General features: G+C 49.6%; 9 protein-coding genes and 1 pseudogene. 8 read left to right on the plus strand and 2 right to left on the minus strand.

Annotated features, from left to right (window positions below):
- Nucleotides 1–21 precede the first annotated feature (21 nt).
- From ACN6MW_RS18820 to ACN6MW_RS18830, 3 genes are all read left to right on the plus strand, one after another.
- Nucleotides 22–2,928 (plus strand): EAL and GGDEF domain-containing protein, encoded by a 2,907-nt coding sequence (locus ACN6MW_RS18820; RefSeq protein ID WP_419871580.1) that lies wholly within the window; start codon nt 22–24, stop codon nt 2,926–2,928.
- 132 nt (nt 2,929–3,060) lie between these two features.
- A complete protein-coding gene (speD, locus tag ACN6MW_RS18825; RefSeq protein WP_364154207.1) occupies nt 3,061–3,870 on the plus strand; it encodes an adenosylmethionine decarboxylase in 810 nt (269 codons plus the stop codon).
- 6 nt (nt 3,871–3,876) lie between these two features.
- Nucleotides 3,877–4,746 carry an SDR family oxidoreductase gene (locus ACN6MW_RS18830; protein WP_419871581.1) on the plus strand — a complete coding sequence of 290 codons (870 nt, stop codon included), beginning with the start codon at nt 3,877–3,879 and terminating at the stop codon, nt 4,744–4,746.
- Nucleotides 4,747–4,761: 15 nt separating this feature from the next.
- Here ACN6MW_RS18830 and ACN6MW_RS18835 read toward each other — a convergent pair.
- Nucleotides 4,762–5,306, minus strand: a pseudogene (locus ACN6MW_RS18835) (SDR family NAD(P)-dependent oxidoreductase); the annotation flags it as partial.
- Between the two features lie 89 nt (nt 5,307–5,395).
- Between ACN6MW_RS18835 and ACN6MW_RS18840 the strand changes: the two are divergent.
- Nucleotides 5,396–6,349: a helix-turn-helix transcriptional regulator gene (locus ACN6MW_RS18840; RefSeq protein ID WP_419871582.1), complete on the plus strand. Its 954-nt coding sequence runs from the start codon at nt 5,396–5,398 to the stop codon at nt 6,347–6,349.
- A gap of 24 nt (nt 6,350–6,373) precedes the next feature.
- Here the strand turns inward: ACN6MW_RS18840 and ACN6MW_RS18845 are convergent, their stop codons facing one another.
- The gene (locus ACN6MW_RS18845; protein WP_419871583.1) at nt 6,374–8,629 is read right to left on the minus strand and encodes a helix-turn-helix domain-containing protein; all 2,256 of its coding nucleotides are present in this window, start codon (nt 8,627–8,629) and stop codon (nt 6,374–6,376) included.
- Nucleotides 8,630–9,062: 433 nt separating this feature from the next.
- On the opposite strand from ACN6MW_RS18845, the gene ACN6MW_RS18850 reads away from it, so the two are divergent.
- From ACN6MW_RS18850 to ACN6MW_RS18865, 4 genes are all read left to right on the plus strand, one after another.
- Entirely contained in the window at nt 9,063–15,578 is a 6,516-nt protein-coding gene (locus tag ACN6MW_RS18850) for an S-layer homology domain-containing protein (RefSeq protein ID WP_419871584.1), read from the plus strand.
- A 160-nt stretch (nt 15,579–15,738) separates the two neighbouring features.
- A complete protein-coding gene (locus ACN6MW_RS18855; RefSeq protein ID WP_364154196.1) occupies nt 15,739–16,971 on the plus strand; it encodes an aminopeptidase in 1,233 nt (410 codons plus the stop codon).
- Between the two features lie 483 nt (nt 16,972–17,454).
- Complete coding sequence (locus tag ACN6MW_RS18860) at nt 17,455–17,898, plus strand: prepilin peptidase (RefSeq protein ID WP_419871585.1); 444 nt, start codon at nt 17,455–17,457, stop codon at nt 17,896–17,898.
- An 88-nt stretch (nt 17,899–17,986) separates the two neighbouring features.
- Nucleotides 17,987–18,808, plus strand: a complete 822-nt coding sequence (locus tag ACN6MW_RS18865) for an SAF domain-containing protein (protein WP_419871586.1) — start codon at nt 17,987–17,989, stop codon at nt 18,806–18,808.
- The last annotated feature ends 2 nt before the right edge of the window (nt 18,809–18,810 follow it).

Raw genomic sequence — 18,810 nt, forward strand, 5'->3', positions numbered from 1 at the left:
ACATAGGAAGGGATATTATAGATGGAGCAAAATATTAAACGTTATCGCGGCAATGATAACAGCTTTGACATCGTACAGAAAATAGCAAATTTAGGCTATTGGGAATTCGACCACGGCAGCAATCAAGTATCATGGTCGAACCAAATGTTTTGCATATACGGGATGGACTTGGATTTTGTAATGAACCAGGAACACTTTTTTGATCTTATCCATCCGGAGGACCGCGAGCGGGTTAAACGGCATTTTTTTTCCTCGGTCGAACAAAAGAAAGAGAGCACCAGCGAGTACCGCATTGTCCGCCAAAGCGGCGAAGTGAGATATGTTTTGGAAAATCTGACGATTGTTCTGGATGAGACCAATGAAGTATCTCTAACCATAGGCACGATTCAGGATGTTACGGAAACCAAAAACCTAGAACATCGTTTGACTGTCGAAGAGCAGCATTATAAATCCATATTCGAAAATAATCCGGACGCGGTCTTCTCATTGGACTTAAATGGTCAGTTTATGTCATGCAACGCATCGCTTGAGCAAATGTTTGGTTATGCGCGGGATGAGATTATGCACGGGAGTTTCCATCATTTTGTGGAAGAAAAGTGCTTGGAGCGGACGATTTTGCATTTTGAAGACACTGTGAATACGCTTACGCCTCAAAATTACGATACGACGGGCATAACCAAAAGCGGACAAATCATTGAGGTTAACGTAACGAACATTCCGATTATCGTTAATCAAGAATTGATCGGCATTTATGGCATAGCCAAGGACATTACGCAAAAAAAGATGGTTGAACGATCTTTAATAGAATCGGAACTCAAATACCGCAGTATTTTGGATCAGTCTATCGTAGGCATCTTTGTCGCGCAGAAGATAAGATTCGTCTATGCGAACGATCAGTTGAATAAGATGCTAAGCTATGACACGCTGGTTGGCTTAGAGGTGGAGAAGGTCGTCCATCCGGATGACCGGGAAGCCGTCGTATCTCAGGTTATGCAGCTTAAGGAAGGAGAGTATCTTCCGAATTTTTCTCATCGGGCAATTAAAAGGGATGGTACCGTCATTCATTGCGAGGTGCATTATAACCGTGTTTCTCATATGGGAGAAAAGGCGATTGTGGGCATTGTTATGGATATTACGGATCGGAACAAGGCGGAGGAACTCAATCACTTTTTGGCTTACCATGACTATTTAACGGAGCTGCCGAATCGCAGGATGTTCGAGGAGCAGCTCGGCAAGCAGCTCAAGGTGAGCGAGTATTTTAAACAAAAGCTAGCGATCTTGTTGATTGATTTGGATCGCTTCAAGTACATTAACGACACGCTGGGGCATCCGGTTGGCGATGCATTGCTCAAGAAAATCGCTCATAGGCTGAAAAGCAAGCAACGGGAGGGACAAGTCACCTACCGGATTGGCGGAGACGAATTTGCCTTTATTATTGCCAACGTACAGAGACTAAGCGATGTAACCGATATGGCGGATCAAATTATACATTTGATTAAGGAACAATTAGTTGTCGAAGAATTTGAGCTGAATGTCACGGCAAGCATTGGAATCAGTCAATCGCCTGAGGATGGATGCACGGTGGAGTCGTTGATGAAAAATGCCGACGCCGCTCTTTATTTTGCCAAATCCAGAGGGAGAGATCAGTCGCAGTCTTACTCTTCATCTTTAAACGTGCAGTCGTTTAAGCTGTTTTCGCTCAGCAATGACCTGCGCAAAGCGCTGGATAAGAAAGAGCTGTTCCTGCATTATATGCCCCGCGTGCATGCGCAAACGATGGAAATCGTCGGCGTAGAAGCGCTGCTGCGCTGGAATCATCCGGATTGGGGGCTGGTGCCGCCGACTGAATTTATTCCGATCGCAGAGGAGACGGGGCTCATCGTTCCCATTGGGGAATGGGTGCTGCGCGAGGCCTGCATGCAAAGCAAGCGTTGGCAGAACAAGGGCCTGCCTCCGATTACCATATCGGTTAATTTCTCGGTACAGCAGCTGCTGAAGCAAAATATTTTGCAGACGATAGATCAAATCGTGGCGGAAACGGGTCTGTCCCCCGATAGACTTGAAATCGAAATAACGGAGAGCTCTTTTATTAGCAATGAGAAGATCGTGACCGAGCTTCTGCTCGAGCTGAAGAAAAGAAACATCAAAGTATCGCTCGATGATTTCGGCACTGGTTATTCCTCTCTTTATTTATTGAAGCGTTTAGCGCTGCATACGATCAAAATCGATAAGTCGTTTGTGGATGAGATGTTGACGGAGCCGTTCAATAAGAGCATCATCCAATGCATCATTCGTTTGGCAGGGGAGCTGAACATGCAGGTAGTCGCTGAGGGCGTCGAGAACGAGGCGCAGTTCAACTATCTGCGGGAGCAGCGGTGCGACGAAATCCAAGGCTATTATTTCAGCCGTCCGGTAGAGGCGGAAAGCATCGCGCAGCTATTAAAAAATAAATCACTGATGAAGCCTGTCTCGTTAAGTCATAGCAAGCAGCCGGTCGTTAACCGCAGGAAGTATTTCCGGATTGAGCTGAAGCATTGTTTGTTGGCAGAAATGACGATCACCATGTTTAAGGGAAGAAGCGTTAGACTCGGAAGCACGGAGGTGCTCATAAAAAATATCGGGCCTGGCGGATTAAGGTTTATGGTAGGCGTTAAGCTGCCGGTTAACAGCGATATTCTGCTGATGTTCAAAACCCAGATTGCTAATCAACTGTATGTCCTGTATGGCATTATCGTTTGGTTTAATGAAGTGGAGCATGATATCTTTGAATACGGCGTACAGTTTCAACTGAAGGAAAAGGAGCATAACGAGCTCGTTAATGCATTAAATATTCTTGCAATTAAGCAGCGGGACGGCGTTATGCCTCAGACGCAAATTTATGTGGGTGACCCTATTCTCCGTATAAAGGAATTGAAAAAACTCAATTAAACCAAGCAGAAAAAGCATTTTGCATTCGGCGAAAACCGAGCGTGAAATGCTTTTTTTATAATGCATAGGGTTTGGCCGCATCGGTCTTTGGGTAAAAGGAAATAGTAGTTATTGAAAAGGAGGAGTGCGCGCTTGAAATTAACGCCGGAACAACGAATTCAACTGCATGGCTTCAATAACTTAACGAAGTCACTCAGTTTTAATATGTATGATGTCTGTTATACCAGAACGAAGGAAGAGCGCAAAGCTTATCTAGCTTATATCGACGAGCAATACAATTCAGATAGGCTGACCAAAATTTTAAATACGGTATCCGATATTATCGGAGCGCATGTGCTCAATATCGCCAAGCAGGATTATGAGCCCCAAGGCGCCAGCGTTACCTTGCTCGTATCGGAGGGGCCAGTCGCTGGCGGACCGAATGATTCGTTTGAGGAGTCGCCAGGTCCACTGCCTGATTCAGTCGTCATGCATTTGGATAAAAGTCATATAACGGTCCATACGTATCCGGAATACCACCCGAACGAAGGGATCAGCACGTTCCGCGCTGACATTGACGTGTCTACCTGCGGTGAAATTTCGCCGCTTAAAGCGCTGAATTATTTGATACATTCCTTTGATACCGATATCATGACGCTCGATTACCGGGTAAGGGGTTTCACTCGCGACATAAACGGGCATAAGCTGTTTATTGATCATGATATTAACTCGATTCAGAATTACATACCGAAGGAAGAAAGCCTTTTGTATGACATGATCGACGTCAATATTTATCAGGAGAATGTGTTCCATACCAAATGCAAGCTGAAGCAATTTGACCTGAACAATTATTTGTTCGGCTATACGAAGGATACGCTGTCCGTGAAGGAGCAAGAGGAAATTACGAGAAGATTGAAGACCGAAATGGACGAGATCTTTTACGGAAAAAATATAAGGAGCTGAACCAGTATGCCAAACTCGTCATCGAAAAAACAAGTAAACCCGCCGCAGCACCAGAACCAACAACCGGGTATAGAATCTGAAATGAACCCGCTTCCGGTCTACGAATCTGACTCGTATAAAGCGGCAGGAAAGCTGAAGGGCAAAACGGCGATTATCACGGGAGGCGACAGCGGCATTGGCAGAGCGGTTTCCATTGCCTACGCGAAGGAAGGCGCCGACGTTGCGATCGTGTATTTGGATGAGCATGAGGATGCGAAGAAGACGAAGGAGATCGTTGAGAAAGCAGGCGCAAAATGCTTGTTGATCTCCGGCGATATCGGAGACGAGTCGTTCTGCAAGAGCGTGGTCGAGCAGACGGTAAACGAATTCGGCAAGCTTGATATTTTGGTGAACAACGCTGCGGAGCAGCATGTGCAGCAGAAGCTGGAGGATATTACGTCCGAGCAGCTGGTGTCTACGTTCCGAACGAATGTATTCAGCATGTTCTATCTGACGATTGTAGCGCTGCCGCATCTAAAGGAATCCGGTTCCATTATTAATACTACTTCGATCACGGCCTATCGCGGAAATCCATTGCTGATCGATTACTCGGCGACGAAGGGCGCTATCGTATCCTTTACAAGAGCGCTGGCTGTAAATGTAGCGGAGCAAGGTATCCGCGTAAACGGCGTTGCTCCCGGACCGATCTGGACGCCGCTCATTCCCGCGACGTTCGATGACCAGGCCGTAGCGACATTTGGATCCGACACGCCGATGAAAAGACCCGGGCAGCCGCATGAGTTGGCTGCGGCTTATGTTTACCTAGGCTGCGACGATTCCAGCTACATGTCCGGCCAAATCATGCATATTAACGGCGGCGAGGTCGTTAACGGATAACGGTTAGCGTTTACGTTACAGGAAGCCATGCTGCTTCGCATAATTTCCCCAGTGCGGCTGTCTGCCATCGACATCCATGATGCCGAATTCATCGGACAGCTGCCAGCTCGGGAACACCTGCCCGGACCTCTCCATGAGGTCTTTTTTTGCTGCCAGCGCAGCAATGCCGCGGCCAATGTAATAAGGCGTTTCCGATTGGGCGAAATGCTCGGCATGCGGTTTGCCGCTGTACACGGCATCCTGCCATGTGGCTCCCGTTACGCCGAAGTACCCGAGCATTTCCTCGGAGCGGAGAAAGCCCGGCGTAACGGCGACTGCGGATACGCCATGCGGTTTTAATCCGCTGCCATCGCTAGCGCAAGATGGATGGGCGAGATTTTGGCCAAGCTGTAAAATAAGCTTCCGCGGTACCGGTAATCGATTCCGTCGGTGACTTCAATAATCAACCCGCTCTGTCTCTCCACCATGAGCGGTGCCCCATAATAAGCCGTAATGAGATGCGCCTTTACGGCACGCTCCTGCATAAGCAGCCCCTTGCTTAAAGAATGCTCCCAAAACGACAAAACGATATACGACAGCTCCTGTCATATATTCATGCTAGAATGAAATTAACTTTGAAACGGATGAACGGATGGAGGAGGCAAGGGGAATGCGGGCTAGCCGGTTGATCGCGATCGTATTACTGATGCAGAATAATGGAAAAATGACTTCGAAAGCATTGGCAGAGAAGCTGGAGGTATCCGAGCGGACGATCATCCGCGACATGGAATCGCTAAGCGAGGCGGGCGTACCCGTCTATGCGGAGAGAGGGCTGCACGGAGGCTGGGTTTTGGCGGAGGGCTACCGAACAAATTTGACCGGCATGCAGGCGGATGAGCTGGTTTCGGTCCTTTTGGCGGATCAATCTGCTTTGCTGGATGATCTGGGAATCGCGAAGCACTACCATGCCGCCATCCAGAAGCTGCTCGCGGCTGCGCCCGTTGCTGTAAGCAGGGGCGCGGCACTTGCGAGGCAAAAAATTCATATCGACGGAGCGGGCTGGCATCAAGTCCAGGAGTCACAGCCGTTCTTGGCGACGGTGCAGGAGGCGGTGTGGGAAGAGAAGCTGCTGCGTTTCCAATATCCGCGCGAGGATGGCATAGCCGAACGAATCGTCCAGCCTTTAGGTCTCGTTGCCAAACGAAGCGTATGGTATTTGATCGGCGAGGCAGACGGCGGGAAGCGGACATACCGCATCTCAAGGCTGCAGGATGCCGTCATGCTGGAGGAACGGTTCGAGCGCCCGGCTGATTTTGATTTGGCTGCGTATTGGGAGCAGTCTATAGGCGAGTTCAGGCAAAGCCTGCCGAAGCTGCCGGCTCTGATTGAGCTTCAGGAGAGCCTGCTTGCCAGACTAACCAGAGAGCGTTATGTCAAAATAATAATGAGCGAGCCTTCCGTGAAGCGGCCGGGCTGGCTGTCCGCGCGGGTCGAATTCCAATCGGCAGAGTCAGCCCTCGAAATCGTTCTGAGCTGCGGCTCACGCATCAAAGTCGTTGACCCCACCGCGCTGCGGGAGCGGGTTAGGGAAGAAGTGAAAGCCATACATGATTTATATTATTAATATTTCATTTAACCGTTTCCTTAGCTAGCTGATTCGCCGCTCCAATACAAACTGCTTTCTGTATTCACTCGGCGCAAGTCCCGTGCCTTTCTTGAACATTCGATTAAACGAAGTAATATTGTGATACCCAACCTGCCGGCTTACATCATTAATATTTAATGATGTACCCGCCAGCAGCTCCTTTGCTTTCGCTACGCGCAAGCTGTTTAGATGCTCGCTGAAGTTCGTGCCCGTTTTATCTTTGATGTAGGCGGACAAGTAGGCGCTGGACATGTTTAGCGTATCGGCCAAGTAGTCAAGCGAGAGCTCCTCATTGAACCGGGTTTCAATGATTTCCATCACTCTGGCGGTGATCGGATCGACAGCGTCGGTTCGATTCTCGTTCACCAATAAGGCGGCCGCTTCAACGAGTCGGCAGAACGCCTCCTTATACTCCGCCAGCGTACGGCAGGCAGCAAGCCGGTATTGGACCGGCTTGATCGACCATGATTGGCTCGCATTAATCCGCTCGGCTTCCAAGAGCGATGCCACTTTCGCAAACAAAAGCTCAGCGAAATCCTCGTAATGCAAGGCAGCCGATCCGCGGTCATACATTTCGTCAAGCATGGTATTCAGGAGCCGGCTGCCTGCGGCTGCTTGTCCGCCTTGGATGGCGGCGGCTAACTCCAGCTCCTGCGAAGCGGTTAATCGCGGGGCCTCAGGTATTTCGCGCGTTTCCCGAATAAGCTGGGTTTCATCCCGAAGCTGGGCTTGCCTGGCAAGCGTCAGCACCTGCTCGTATGCATGCACGAGCTGGGACGGATGCTTAAATCGCGCGCTGACAGCGATCGTTACCAAGCAATAATGCTTTTTAAGATCCAGCGTTCCCTTCAGCTTCCGCAGCATGGCCTCTATTTCTGATTTCTCACTATCTTTAATCACCGATAAAATTTGATGTTTCTCCATTTGGAAGGTATGTGAGCCGGGACAATGCTCAAGCGCAATGAGCCGAATATGCTCACGAAAAGCAATCGCGGCATTCTCAGGCCTCCTATTAAGCTCGCTGAGTACGGCGCTTCGAAAACGAAGCTCGTAAAGCACCACGGTATAGCTCTCATGCATGGAAAAAAAGTCCTCCCGCTCCACCATATCCCCGTTGATGTTTTTCATTTGGCTCATATAACCAAAGTTTGTTAAAATCGAGCGCTGCTTGGTTATTTTGGCCTGCATTTCCTCGCGTTCCTTCAGGAGCTCCTGAATGCTCCGATCGAGAAAAGCATACTCCTCCATTTGGCTTCGCCCCTTCCCAACACGCCGATTCGTGACAGCCGCGATAAGCTGTTTCACGGGACGCTCCAACTGCTTGCTGAACAGAATGGAAGCGGCAATGCCAATCAGCATAGTCAGGGCCAGCATAGTCGCTGCGGCGGGGTTCCACTGACTCAGCTGCGATGTAATCTCTGCAGCCGGGACGCCGGTATAATAATGCAATCCGTTAGCGTCGGTTGTCTCTAACCAATAGCGGCCATCTACCGCTTGGTTGCTTTTATTGCCGAATGCGGGGATTTCAGCGGCAGCAGCTCCTCCGGAGCTGTACAGGATTTGGCCGTTATGATCCGTTATCGTAAACGTTCGGTTTGACGTATCGCCAAAGAATGCCTGCTGCGCTTTATCCATATCAAGCAGCGCAATGATTTGGTATTGGCTTCCGGGCTGCTTGAATACGAGCGGCAGCAGCATGCTGCTGCGCGAATACTCAATAGAGCGATTATAGGACATAGCGGGCAAAAGTGTGAGCGAGCTTCCGCTTTGAAGCTGATTTTGCCAAAAAGCATAGGAGTAATCACGGCTCACGTACGCTCTTCCGAACATATCCTGCGCGCTGCTGCTGCCATCTTGATCGACGGCATAATCATTGCTTCCAAAGTGGATGATCAGGCTCTCCAAATAAAACAGCGGATCCTCTGCATCGGGACGGAGCAGCGCTGCTACTTTTATGGCTTGGGAGTCATCGATCTTTGGATCACCAAGCATCTGGGTTTTCCGGTTAAAGCTCTGAACCTCTTTATTCGCATACTTATTGTAGAGCAGCGTTTCCAGCCTGGAAAAGTGGTTGGCATAGCTCTTTGCGGTATGCTGCAGCTGCATCCGATGGGATGCGATAATCTCTTCTTTCAGCTTCGATTTGAAAAAAACAAAACTAACGCCGTTAAACAGCGAAAACAAAACGATGATACATAAAAAGCAAAGCAAGCTGCTAATAAACAGCGAACGTGATAGGAAATAACGTCGGAAAGCCAAGGGGGTATGCTCCTTTCAGCAAGGGGTCTGGGCAATGTTGGATGAGCTTGGTCCACTCTTTATGTTACTGCACGCAAGCAGGTAAAGGTATGCCCGTTCTTTTGTTTTTTTGTAAAGGCCGATGCGAAGGAAGCAGGAAAAGTGCCCGTATAGACTGGTTTTTCCATTGTTAATGCCTATTCGTAAGAAAAGGCAACAATCCAAAAAAACGATGATACACAAAAAAAATGAGCCGTTATAAGATCGGAGTACAGTAACAATCGAAATAACGGGGAGAGATGATAAGGAGCAAATTTCGGGTGCAACAAACTCACGGCAGATCCATTCAACCGTAAATGTGGACAGCAGCGAATAGGCGGAGCAGCAAGTGGCTCTGCTGGATTTTCTGTGCCCGTTAAAGGATTGAAACTATATTTAGGAGCGTGTTAACCAAGTGAAAGCCAAGACTAGACCCATACGTAAGTGGATATCGGCTGTAACCTTAATGACAATGTTATTCGGAGCCGTTGCGCAGCCAGGCTTTGCAGATGAGGCAGTAAGTTCAACGCCGAACACCGCGCCGGCTCTTATGATTACGGAGATCGTGCCAGACTCCAAAAATGTTAGCGGCGCGGATGCTTACGAGTTTATAGAGGTTTATAACAATACGGACCAGCCGGTTGATTTCAAAAACTACAGCTTAATCTACCACTATGTTAATTCGTCAAATGTCGAAGAAAATATTCCGTGGTCGCTGTCGACGGATAAAGAGGTTATTATACCTGCACATAAGCCTGTTGTATTTTGGGTGAAAGGGAAAACGATTCATGAGCTGAACCCGGCTGTTACGGTAAGTCAATTTAATGCGAATTACGGCTCCTCCTTAGTGGAGGATACAGCCTTGTTTGAAGTGAAAACGGAAGGCGGCTTGCATAACAGCGCGCCGCGGGACCTGATAATCAAGGATAAGGCAGACAATGTGATTTCGGTTGCTTCCTACCAAAGAGATGATCAGACGATAGAAAATAAGGGCATCTTTTATTCATATCCTACGGATGGAACGGTAAACATGGTCATGATGGCAGGTGCGGGCACCAAAGCGGCAACGCCCGGGGCTGTCGATCCCGTACAGGTTCCTGGAGAGCCTAACTTGCCGCCAGTCATCACGCATACGCCCATAACGAATGCATCGTTTGAAGAAAACCTGACGATTGCCGCGAGTATTGTCCAGCCGAAAGGCAATACGGTAACGGCAAGCGTGTATTACAAGAACGGGTCAGACGCTGCTTTTACAAACCTGCCGATGACAGGTGAGAGCGGAAGCTTCCAAGCGGCTATTCCGAAGGAAAAGCTTACCGAAGCCGCATTGAGCTATTATATTGAAGCAACGGACGGCATAGAGACAGTACGAACGCTTATTTACGAGGTAGCTGTACGAATAGATGAATTTGATTTCAGCAAGGTGCCGCCGCTTCTGATCACCGAGCTTTTGCCTGACAGCACGAATGTGCAAGGCCAAAGCAGCGATGCTTATGAATTCATAGAAGTATACAATAATACGGACAAAACGATTAACTTCAAGGATTACAGCCTTGCTTACCGTTATCCGGACAAAGGACCAGGCGGCGATGTGGCTTGGGCTCTTGAAACGACGGAGGCTGCGCTTATTCCTTCGCGTCAGTCGATTGTCATCTGGGTGCAAAACACTCTAAACGGCAGCCTTACGGCAAATGATTTCAATACGAGGTTCGGCACCACGCTGGCGTTGGATGAGCATTTGTTCCGTACAAAGGCATACGACGGCATGGCTAACGGTTCAGCCAGGGATTTGGTGCTAAAAGACGGCGCAGGCCTTGATATCGCGATTGCATCCTATCAGACGGATGCGCAGACGGTCGCTGATAAAGGTATTTTTTATGCTTATCCCATCGATGGCAGCCTAAATATGCGGATGCTGGATAAGCCGGGTACGCTTGCTGCAACGCCAGGCGCCAACTCGCCGGAGCAGCTTCCGGCCGAAACGGTAACATTGCCGGAAGCAACCGACGATGCGCCGGCTGTAACTGACGTAAACGCTGTGAAAACCAGCGGCGGCATGGAAGTCACCGCAGCGATAACGGACGAGAAGCCGTCGACGCTTCAGGCGACTCTCTACTACAAAACGGTATCGCAACTTTCATTCACGGCTGCTCCGCTCGTTTATTCTAACGGCAGCTTTAAGGCTTTTATTCCCGAAGCGGCTGCTGCTGAGGCAGCGATGCTCTATTATATAGAGGCCAGCGACGTCGTTCATCAAGTAAAAACAGCGGAATATCCGATTACCGTCCATATTGATAAGTTCGATGCACAGAAAGCGCCTGTGCTTCTGTTAACAGAGCTGGTTCCCGATTCGACGAATATAGGCGGCGGGGATGGCTATGAATTTGCAGAGGTATACAATAATACGGATATGCCGATCAATTTGAAGGACTACAAAATTCGTTACCGTTATACGGACTCCGGTCCGGCTGCAGACGTTATTTGGCCGTCCTCTAAAGAGGACGCAGTAATTCCAGCGGGCGGGACGGTCGTATTCTGGGTCATTAACAGCTATAATACCGAGGCAACAGCTGCTAGCTTTAATGCGAATTACGGCGGTACGCAGCTGGTGGAAGGCGTAAATCTATTCAAGCTTTACAGCGACGGCATGGCAAATGGCGGGAAACGCGCCATGGTCATCTCAACGAACAGCGGCATCGAAATCACGGCCGCTTATTATGATAATGACGAAGAGACCAAAGCAGACAAGGGGATTTTCTACAAATATCCGGCTGACGGCACCGCGACGATGATCAAATACAGCCCGGGCCGTACCGCAGCTACGCCTGGCAGCCTTATTGCAGGACAAGTTCCTGCTGAGCCTGTGCATATTGCAGAAGATATCACGCCTCCGAATATTGCGGATTTAACGGCGGACTCTCAAATCGATCAATCCAAGACGCTCGAAATCGTTGGCGACGCAATGGATGATCAGTTGGTAAAAACGGTTCTTCTGTATTACAAATCCGACATTCAAACCGAATATACGAAACGCTATTTGACAAAAAGCTATGATGACAGCCTGTATCACCAAAAGCTGTTTTCGCCTGAGCTGATCGGGCGGAAATCTATCGAGTATTATTTTGAGGTTTCCGATGGAACCCATACGGTGTCGACGCAGCCGAAGCAAGTCGCTATTCTTGGCGGCGGGGACCGTTCCGCGCTGCGCCTTAATGCAGCGGACGGAGATGTCATCGCGGGCACCAAAATATTGCGGGGAACAGGCGAAACGGCTGCGGCCGACGAGCTTGCGCTGTCCATTGACGGAACAGAGGTAACGGCCGGCACGTACAACGCGGTTGAACGGGATGCATACTTTGCGTTCGAGGTTCAGGGAGCGGATTATTATTTCAAAAATGCGGTCGTACAGGACAAGGAGATCATGCACACGTTCCTTGATCCGATTCCGTCCTGGTCAACGCTATCCATTCCGGTTTCTGCGGACCGGTTAAAGCTGGGCGAGAATGTATTGTCCATCTATGCCGGCTCGAAATCAGGGCCATTCGACGAACGCCCGGAGGAGAACAAGGATGATTTCGAGGTGAGAAACGTGCGCCTCGTGCTTGCCGACGGCACGGAAATTTATGATCCTGCTTTCGCATCCAAGACAGCATCGATTAAGATGGGCGACAGCACGGGCAAGCATGAATTTCTGGACTTTAAATTTGCGATTCCGAGTGCCAAGCTAAGCTCGAAGGCTTACGTGTGGAATACGAAGGAAACAGCGGATGGCGAGCACACGGTTGCGGTAAGCCACAGTGCTGCGGAAATGATCAGCCGTAAGGTGATGGTAGATAACACAGCGCCAGTCATTCAGCCTTCATTGGAAGAAGGAAAGGATTACCGCGGCAGCTTCGCCATTCAGGCAGAGATTAACGACGCGATTGCCGGCGTGAAGGAAGTTACCGCTCAACTGGATGGTGAAGAAATTACGCTGCCTTACGCGACTTCATCAGGCAAGCTGACGCCGGGCGCGCATACCTTTAAGGTTGAAGCAGCGGACAAGGTAGGAAATCGATCGGAAGCAGTGGTCCATTTTACGGTTCCTGATGAGAACCCGCTTGCGCCTGAGCTTGCTGCTCCTATCCAGGACACGCAAGGCCTCGGCAGCTCGGTTAAGCTGTCCGTAAATGTGAAGGACCCGCTGGGCGACAGCATGAAGGTCATGTTCTTTCAAGGCTTCAAATACGACGCGAATGCAAAAACAGGCTTCAAAGCCTATCGCAATGCCGCAGATGTAGAGCCGCCGAAGGAAATGGCGCCGGCTGGCGAGAAAGCTTTTGCCGAGGATGATTACAAAGCAATAAGCCAGATTGATGGTCAATACGCAATCGACGATTCCACGGAGCAATTTCCTTACCAGCGTTTTGCGATTACACTCGATCCGTCGGTAAAGGATACGGATCTGGTCCAGGTAAGCTGGAAAGGCAAATCGCTTGAGGGACGTATGGTCAGCCTGTACGCATGGAATCCTGCTGCGAATAAGTGGGAAATGCTGGACACGATCGTGGCGGGCAATGAGGACTTCGAGCTGGGCGCAGAAGTGTCAGCCGGCCAATATAGAAATGGAAACGATATTCAAGTCATGGTGCAGGACCAGGTAGCGGAATCCAACGATCCTTATGACTTTTCCTTCGTTTGGATGTCGGATACGCAGTATTATTCCGAGACCTATTTCCAATATTACCGTGATAACGTGGCCTGGATTCGCGATAACCTGGATGAGTACAAAATCAAATACGTCATCCATACAGGCGATATCGTAGATGAATCGGATAAGGAATATCAATGGCTTGAAGCAGACAAAAACATGAAGGTGCTGGATGATGCCAAAATTCCTTACGGTGTGTTAGCCGGCAATCATGACGTCGATCATCAGAAGGGCTCTTACTTGGATTACTGGAAATGGTTCGGCGAGGATCGGTTCAAGGATCAACCGACCTTTGGAGGGTCCTACAATAACAATATGGGGCATTATGATCTCGTATCGGCCGGCGGCAATGATTTCATTATCGTGTATATGGGCTGGGGCCTTGGCGACGCCGAGATTGACTGGATGGATAAAATAGTAAAGCAATACCCGAACCGCAAAGCCATTCTGGCTTTTCACGAATATTTGCTTGTGTCCGGCAACCGCGCGCCCATTGCGGATAAAGTGTATGAGCGGGTAGTATTGCCGAACAAAAACGTGTTTGCTACCTTGTCCGGCCATTATCATGATGCGGAGCTGAAGCAGGACGCGATAGACGATGACGGGGACGGTGTCACGGATCGCACCGTGTACCAGATGCTTGCCGACTATCAAGGCGCGGAGGACGGCGGCCTTGGCTATATCAGACTGATGCAGTTTGATATGAAAAATAATAAAATGCACATCAAAACCTATTCACCGACACTGGATGATTATAATTATTACGATCCGAAAGAATTTCCCGGCAAGGATGAGTTTTCGCTGGATTTGGATTTGGGAGCAGCCAACAAACGGGTTGCGACGGATTATTTCGGCGTCCGCGTTTACACGAGCAACCAAATCGGAGAGACGGTCCAAGCAGAAAGCGGGACAGCGGCTTCGACGCAGTGGAGCGGGCTGAGCGGGGAAACGGATTATGAATGGTATGCGATAGCAGAGGATAGCCATAACGGAGCCGGGCGCTCGGATATTTGGCGCTTCCGCACCGGAGCGGTCGTACCGGCTACGCCAACACCGACGCCGAATCCAGGGCAGCCGGGTGGATCTACCGGCATTATCACGCTTGAAGCCGACAAGGATGGAGCCTTCAAGCTGGATGCGGAGTCGATCAAAAAAGCGATTAACGCCGCAGCGGCAGGCTCGGTTATTGAAGTGAAGCTTACGGCTGCGGCTCTTGCCGGCGGCGAGAACCAGCTTGAGCTGAGCGGAGAAGGCATTCGTGCTTTGCAGCAAAGCAGTCATCCGCTCCGTATCGTCACGAATGCGGTAACGTTGGATATTCCGACCGGGGCCCTTCCGGAAACTGCTTCAGAAGCTAGCGCCGTTCAATTGATTGTGAATGTAAAAGAGACGGAAGAGACAAAATTAGCGGTTGCAGGTGCATTGGGACAGGATAAGAGTCTTACGGGGACCGGAATGGTGTACACGTTGGAACTGAATGCAGTCGACAGCGCCGGAAAAATCGAATCTGTACATCTCTTTGAACAGCCGATCAAAGTGACACGAACCATCTCGCCTGCAGAGCTGGCGGCATTGGATACGGATTATGCTGGCGTATACTATTTGAACGGCAGCAAGGCAGAATACATGCCGGGTACCTTTAAGGGGAATCAGGTAACTTTTGTTACCAATCATTTCTCCAGCTATTCCATTTTTGAATATAAGAAATCGTTTGTGGACGTGGCTGGACACTGGTCAGAGGCATTCGTTGCCAAATTGGCGGCAAAGCATGCGATAACGGGCGTGGATGCGGATCATTTCGCTCCTGCCCAAGCGATTACACGCGCAGATTTCGCAGTTATTGCGGTGAAGGCTTTAGGTTTCCTTGATTTGAAAGCCGAAGCGGCTTCCTTCTCCGACGTCGCAGCCGGCAAATATTATTCAGCTTATGTACAAAAGGCTTCCGAGCTTGGACTGGTTACGGGCTACCAGGGACATTTCCGGCCTGATGAAACGATTACGCGCGAAGAGGCAGCGGCTATATTGATGAGGCTGCATGATGTTGTGAATGCCGAGAATGCAAGCGCGCTGCAAAGCAAAGCATTTGCCGATTTGAATCAAGCGTCGCAATGGGCGCGCGAGTCCATTGAAGCGGCGCAAGCGCTGGGACTTATTGAGGGCAAAGGCGGTAACCGTTTCGAGCCAAAGGCAAACGTTACGCGTGCCGAAATTGCGAAGATGGTGTGGTCGGTAATAAAGTGATTTACGGGACCTGAAACAAAGATCGCTCTCCGGCTGGACAGGGGAGCGGTCTTTGTTTTATGCCCGCTTCGTCATTTGACTGTGGGCTTGTATATTCGATACAATTTAGACGACAGCATATATGAGCTTAGAGGCATTCATGAAGGGAGATAAGGATATCATGAGCGGATTTGAACATCATTTAGATACTTATGCACAATTAATCGTAAAAATAGGCGTGAACGTGCAACAGGGACAAGAGGTATTCATTACTGGGGCCGTTGATCAAGCCGTGTTAGTCAGGCTGGTGGCGGGCAAAGCTTACGAGGCAGGCGCGAGTAACGTGCATGTCGATTGGACGGATGATTCGTTATCCAGATTGAAATACGAGAAGGCGGCAGACGAAGTTTTTACAAGGTTTCCCGAATGGGAGACAGGCAAGCGCAATTCGTTCGTGGAACGCGGCGCGGCGTTTATCTCGATCGTATCCTCGAGCCCGGATTTGCTGAAAGGCATCGATTCCAGCCGGATATCGAGCTTCCAGAAAGCTTCCGGCCAAGGGCTGAAGGAATTCCGCAGAGCGATCCAAGCCGACAAGGTAAGCTGGACCGTTGTGGCGGCTGCGAGCAAGCAATGGGCAGCGAAGGTGTTCCCGGAGGCAGGCGAAGAGGAAGCCGTCGAGCTGCTTTGGAAAGCGATATTTGATTCCGTTAGGCTTCATGCGGAAGATCCGGTGAAGGCATGGGAAGAGCATAATGCGAACTTACATAGCAAAGGCGAGACGCTGAACCAGAACCATTTTCAAAAATTGCATTACACCGCTCCCGGCACGGACCTCACGATTGAGCTGCCAGAGAAGCATATTTGGGTCGCTGCGGGCAGTACAAACGTAAGCAACATTCCTTTCATGGCGAATATGCCGACGGAGGAAGTGTTTACGGTTCCGCTCAAAACGGGCGTGAACGGCTACGTTTCAAGCACGAAGCCGCTTAGCTACGGCGGCAACATTATCGACCGCTTCAAGCTTACTTTCGAGAACGGGCGTATCGTGAAGGTAGAGGCGGAAGAAGGCCAAGAGATTTTGCAGAAGCTGGTCGATATTGACGAGGGCTCGCATTATCTGGGAGAGGTTGCGCTTGTCCCGCATGAGTCGCCGATCTCGCAGTCTAATATTTTGTTCTATAACACGCTGTTCGACGAGAATGCCTCGAATCACCTTGCAATCGGCAGCGGCTATGCGTTTAATATTGAGGGCGGCAAAACGATGTCCCCGGAAGAGCTGGAAGCAAGCGGCGTCAACGCTAGCATTACACATAACGATTTCATGATCGGCTCGGCTGAGATGGATATCGACGGGATTACGAAGGACGGCAAGGTCGTACCGATCTTCCGTAAAGGAAATTGGGCTATTTAACCCTATTAATGATGCGCTGTCGTCAACTTTGAATCTGTGACCCATAAGAAGGACGCTTTGGAAAAAAGTGACCCTCTTGTGGGTCATTTGTGTTTTATTTAGTCATGAAGAGGGAGCGGGATAAGAATTTGAGAAATAGAAATTTGATCAAGTAGTACTAAGAAAATATTACCAACATCACTTATTTGTGGTTTGGAGTCGGAAAATGGACCTATTTTTCGCGGGGGAAGGATGATGCATCCAGACTATTTCTTGCCGACTGCGTCACTGCTACACTAGAATTTGCGTTTTCTTCCCGAGGTATTTTTTTGTTTTTTTTAAAAGAAATTTCAGGAATGGTGTTTCATATTGTCTCAATGTGCTTAATAGATCAAAGATAGTGGTGCGTCCATTTTCAAAATTCCAATTTATGTAAGTGTTTAATATCATTTAAATAATAGGATATTAATTGCTTGCTGTTCGAGTCAGGATGATGTTTGTTCTATGCAAATGGCGTTAATCGTACTGTTAGTCTGTCTATTATTGGTTTGCGTCGTCACTGATTTAAGAAGCCGCAAGATTTATGATGGGGTGACCTTGCCGGGTACAGCGGCCTTTCTTGTTATTCATCTCATAGCGAGGGATATTTCCATGCTAGAGCCGCTCGCGGGGGCAGCCGGGCTGGGAGGGATCGCCTTGCTTGTCGCGGTGGTCAGCAAAGGGCAGTTCGGCGGCGGGGATATCAAGCTTTTTATGATGATCGGCGCAGGCTTAGGCTGGTCGGTCGGGATTTGGGTGTTTATGTTTACTTTTTTGGCTGCGGCCTTTATCGCTTGGCCGATAATTGTGCTGCAGAAGCTGCTGCCTCAAAAACGGAAAGTGAAGGAGCTGCCGATGGCACCCTTTATCGCTTTCAGCGCTATGCTTATCATGGCTTTGGCTTACTGATGGAGGCCGTCGAACAACCAGAAATACATAAGTATGAAAAGAGAGAAGAGATTCGTCTTATTACTAGGGCCAGGGGTGTTGGGAATTTATGTTTGAGTCAAAAAGACGCGCATTTTTATTATTATTCGTATCCATTGCGCTTGGATTGGTCGCGGTTATTTTATTCTCCACGTATATGCAGGAAACGAAAGAAAGCATGGGAGAACTGGTGATGGTCCAGGTCGCGGGAAACAACATTCCCGCGGGCCAGCTCATAACCGAGGACCTGCTGACGGAAGAGCAAATTCCCCGCAAGTATATGCTGGAGTCTCTAATCCAATCTCCAGCGGAGCTTGTTGGGAAGGTATCGATGGTACCGATCGCCAAAGGGGCGGTTATCACCTCAGTTATGCTTAGAGACAACAGTCTCGTGTCGGGCGAGTACCGTCAGGTTATGCTTCGCGCTCCCATGTCCGTATTCGATGATCAAATCGATGCATACGACGAAGTGGATATTCTTGTTTCCTACGAGCAAGAGGGCGGTGCCAAGGAAGCGGCGGCGGACCGCAGAACGACGAAGGTGCTCCTCAAAGGGGTGACGGTAAGCAGCGTCCATAAAAGCGGAGACGAGACGGTAGCCGTGGGCGTCCTCTTGAAGCTTGCCGATACGAAGAGCTTGATATGGGCGCTTAATTATGGCAAAGAGGTGCGCCTGCTCAAAACAGGCAATGCGAAAGCCTCCCAAGAGACGCCAAAGACCGACGAGCCTATCGCAGCAGATCCGGCAGCAGCTGCCGGCACAGTGAAGCCCGCCGCAAGTCCGAAGCCGACTGCCAAGCCAACGGCTAAGCCTGCGGCTGCCGCAAGCGCCAAGCCGTCAGCAAAACCGACGGCGCCAGCTGCCGTTACGCCGCCGAAGGGAGGAGAATAAGC

This window comes from Pristimantibacillus sp. PTI5, from assembly GCF_048572955.1.
Taxonomy (GTDB): domain Bacteria; phylum Bacillota; class Bacilli; order Paenibacillales; family Paenibacillaceae; genus Pristimantibacillus.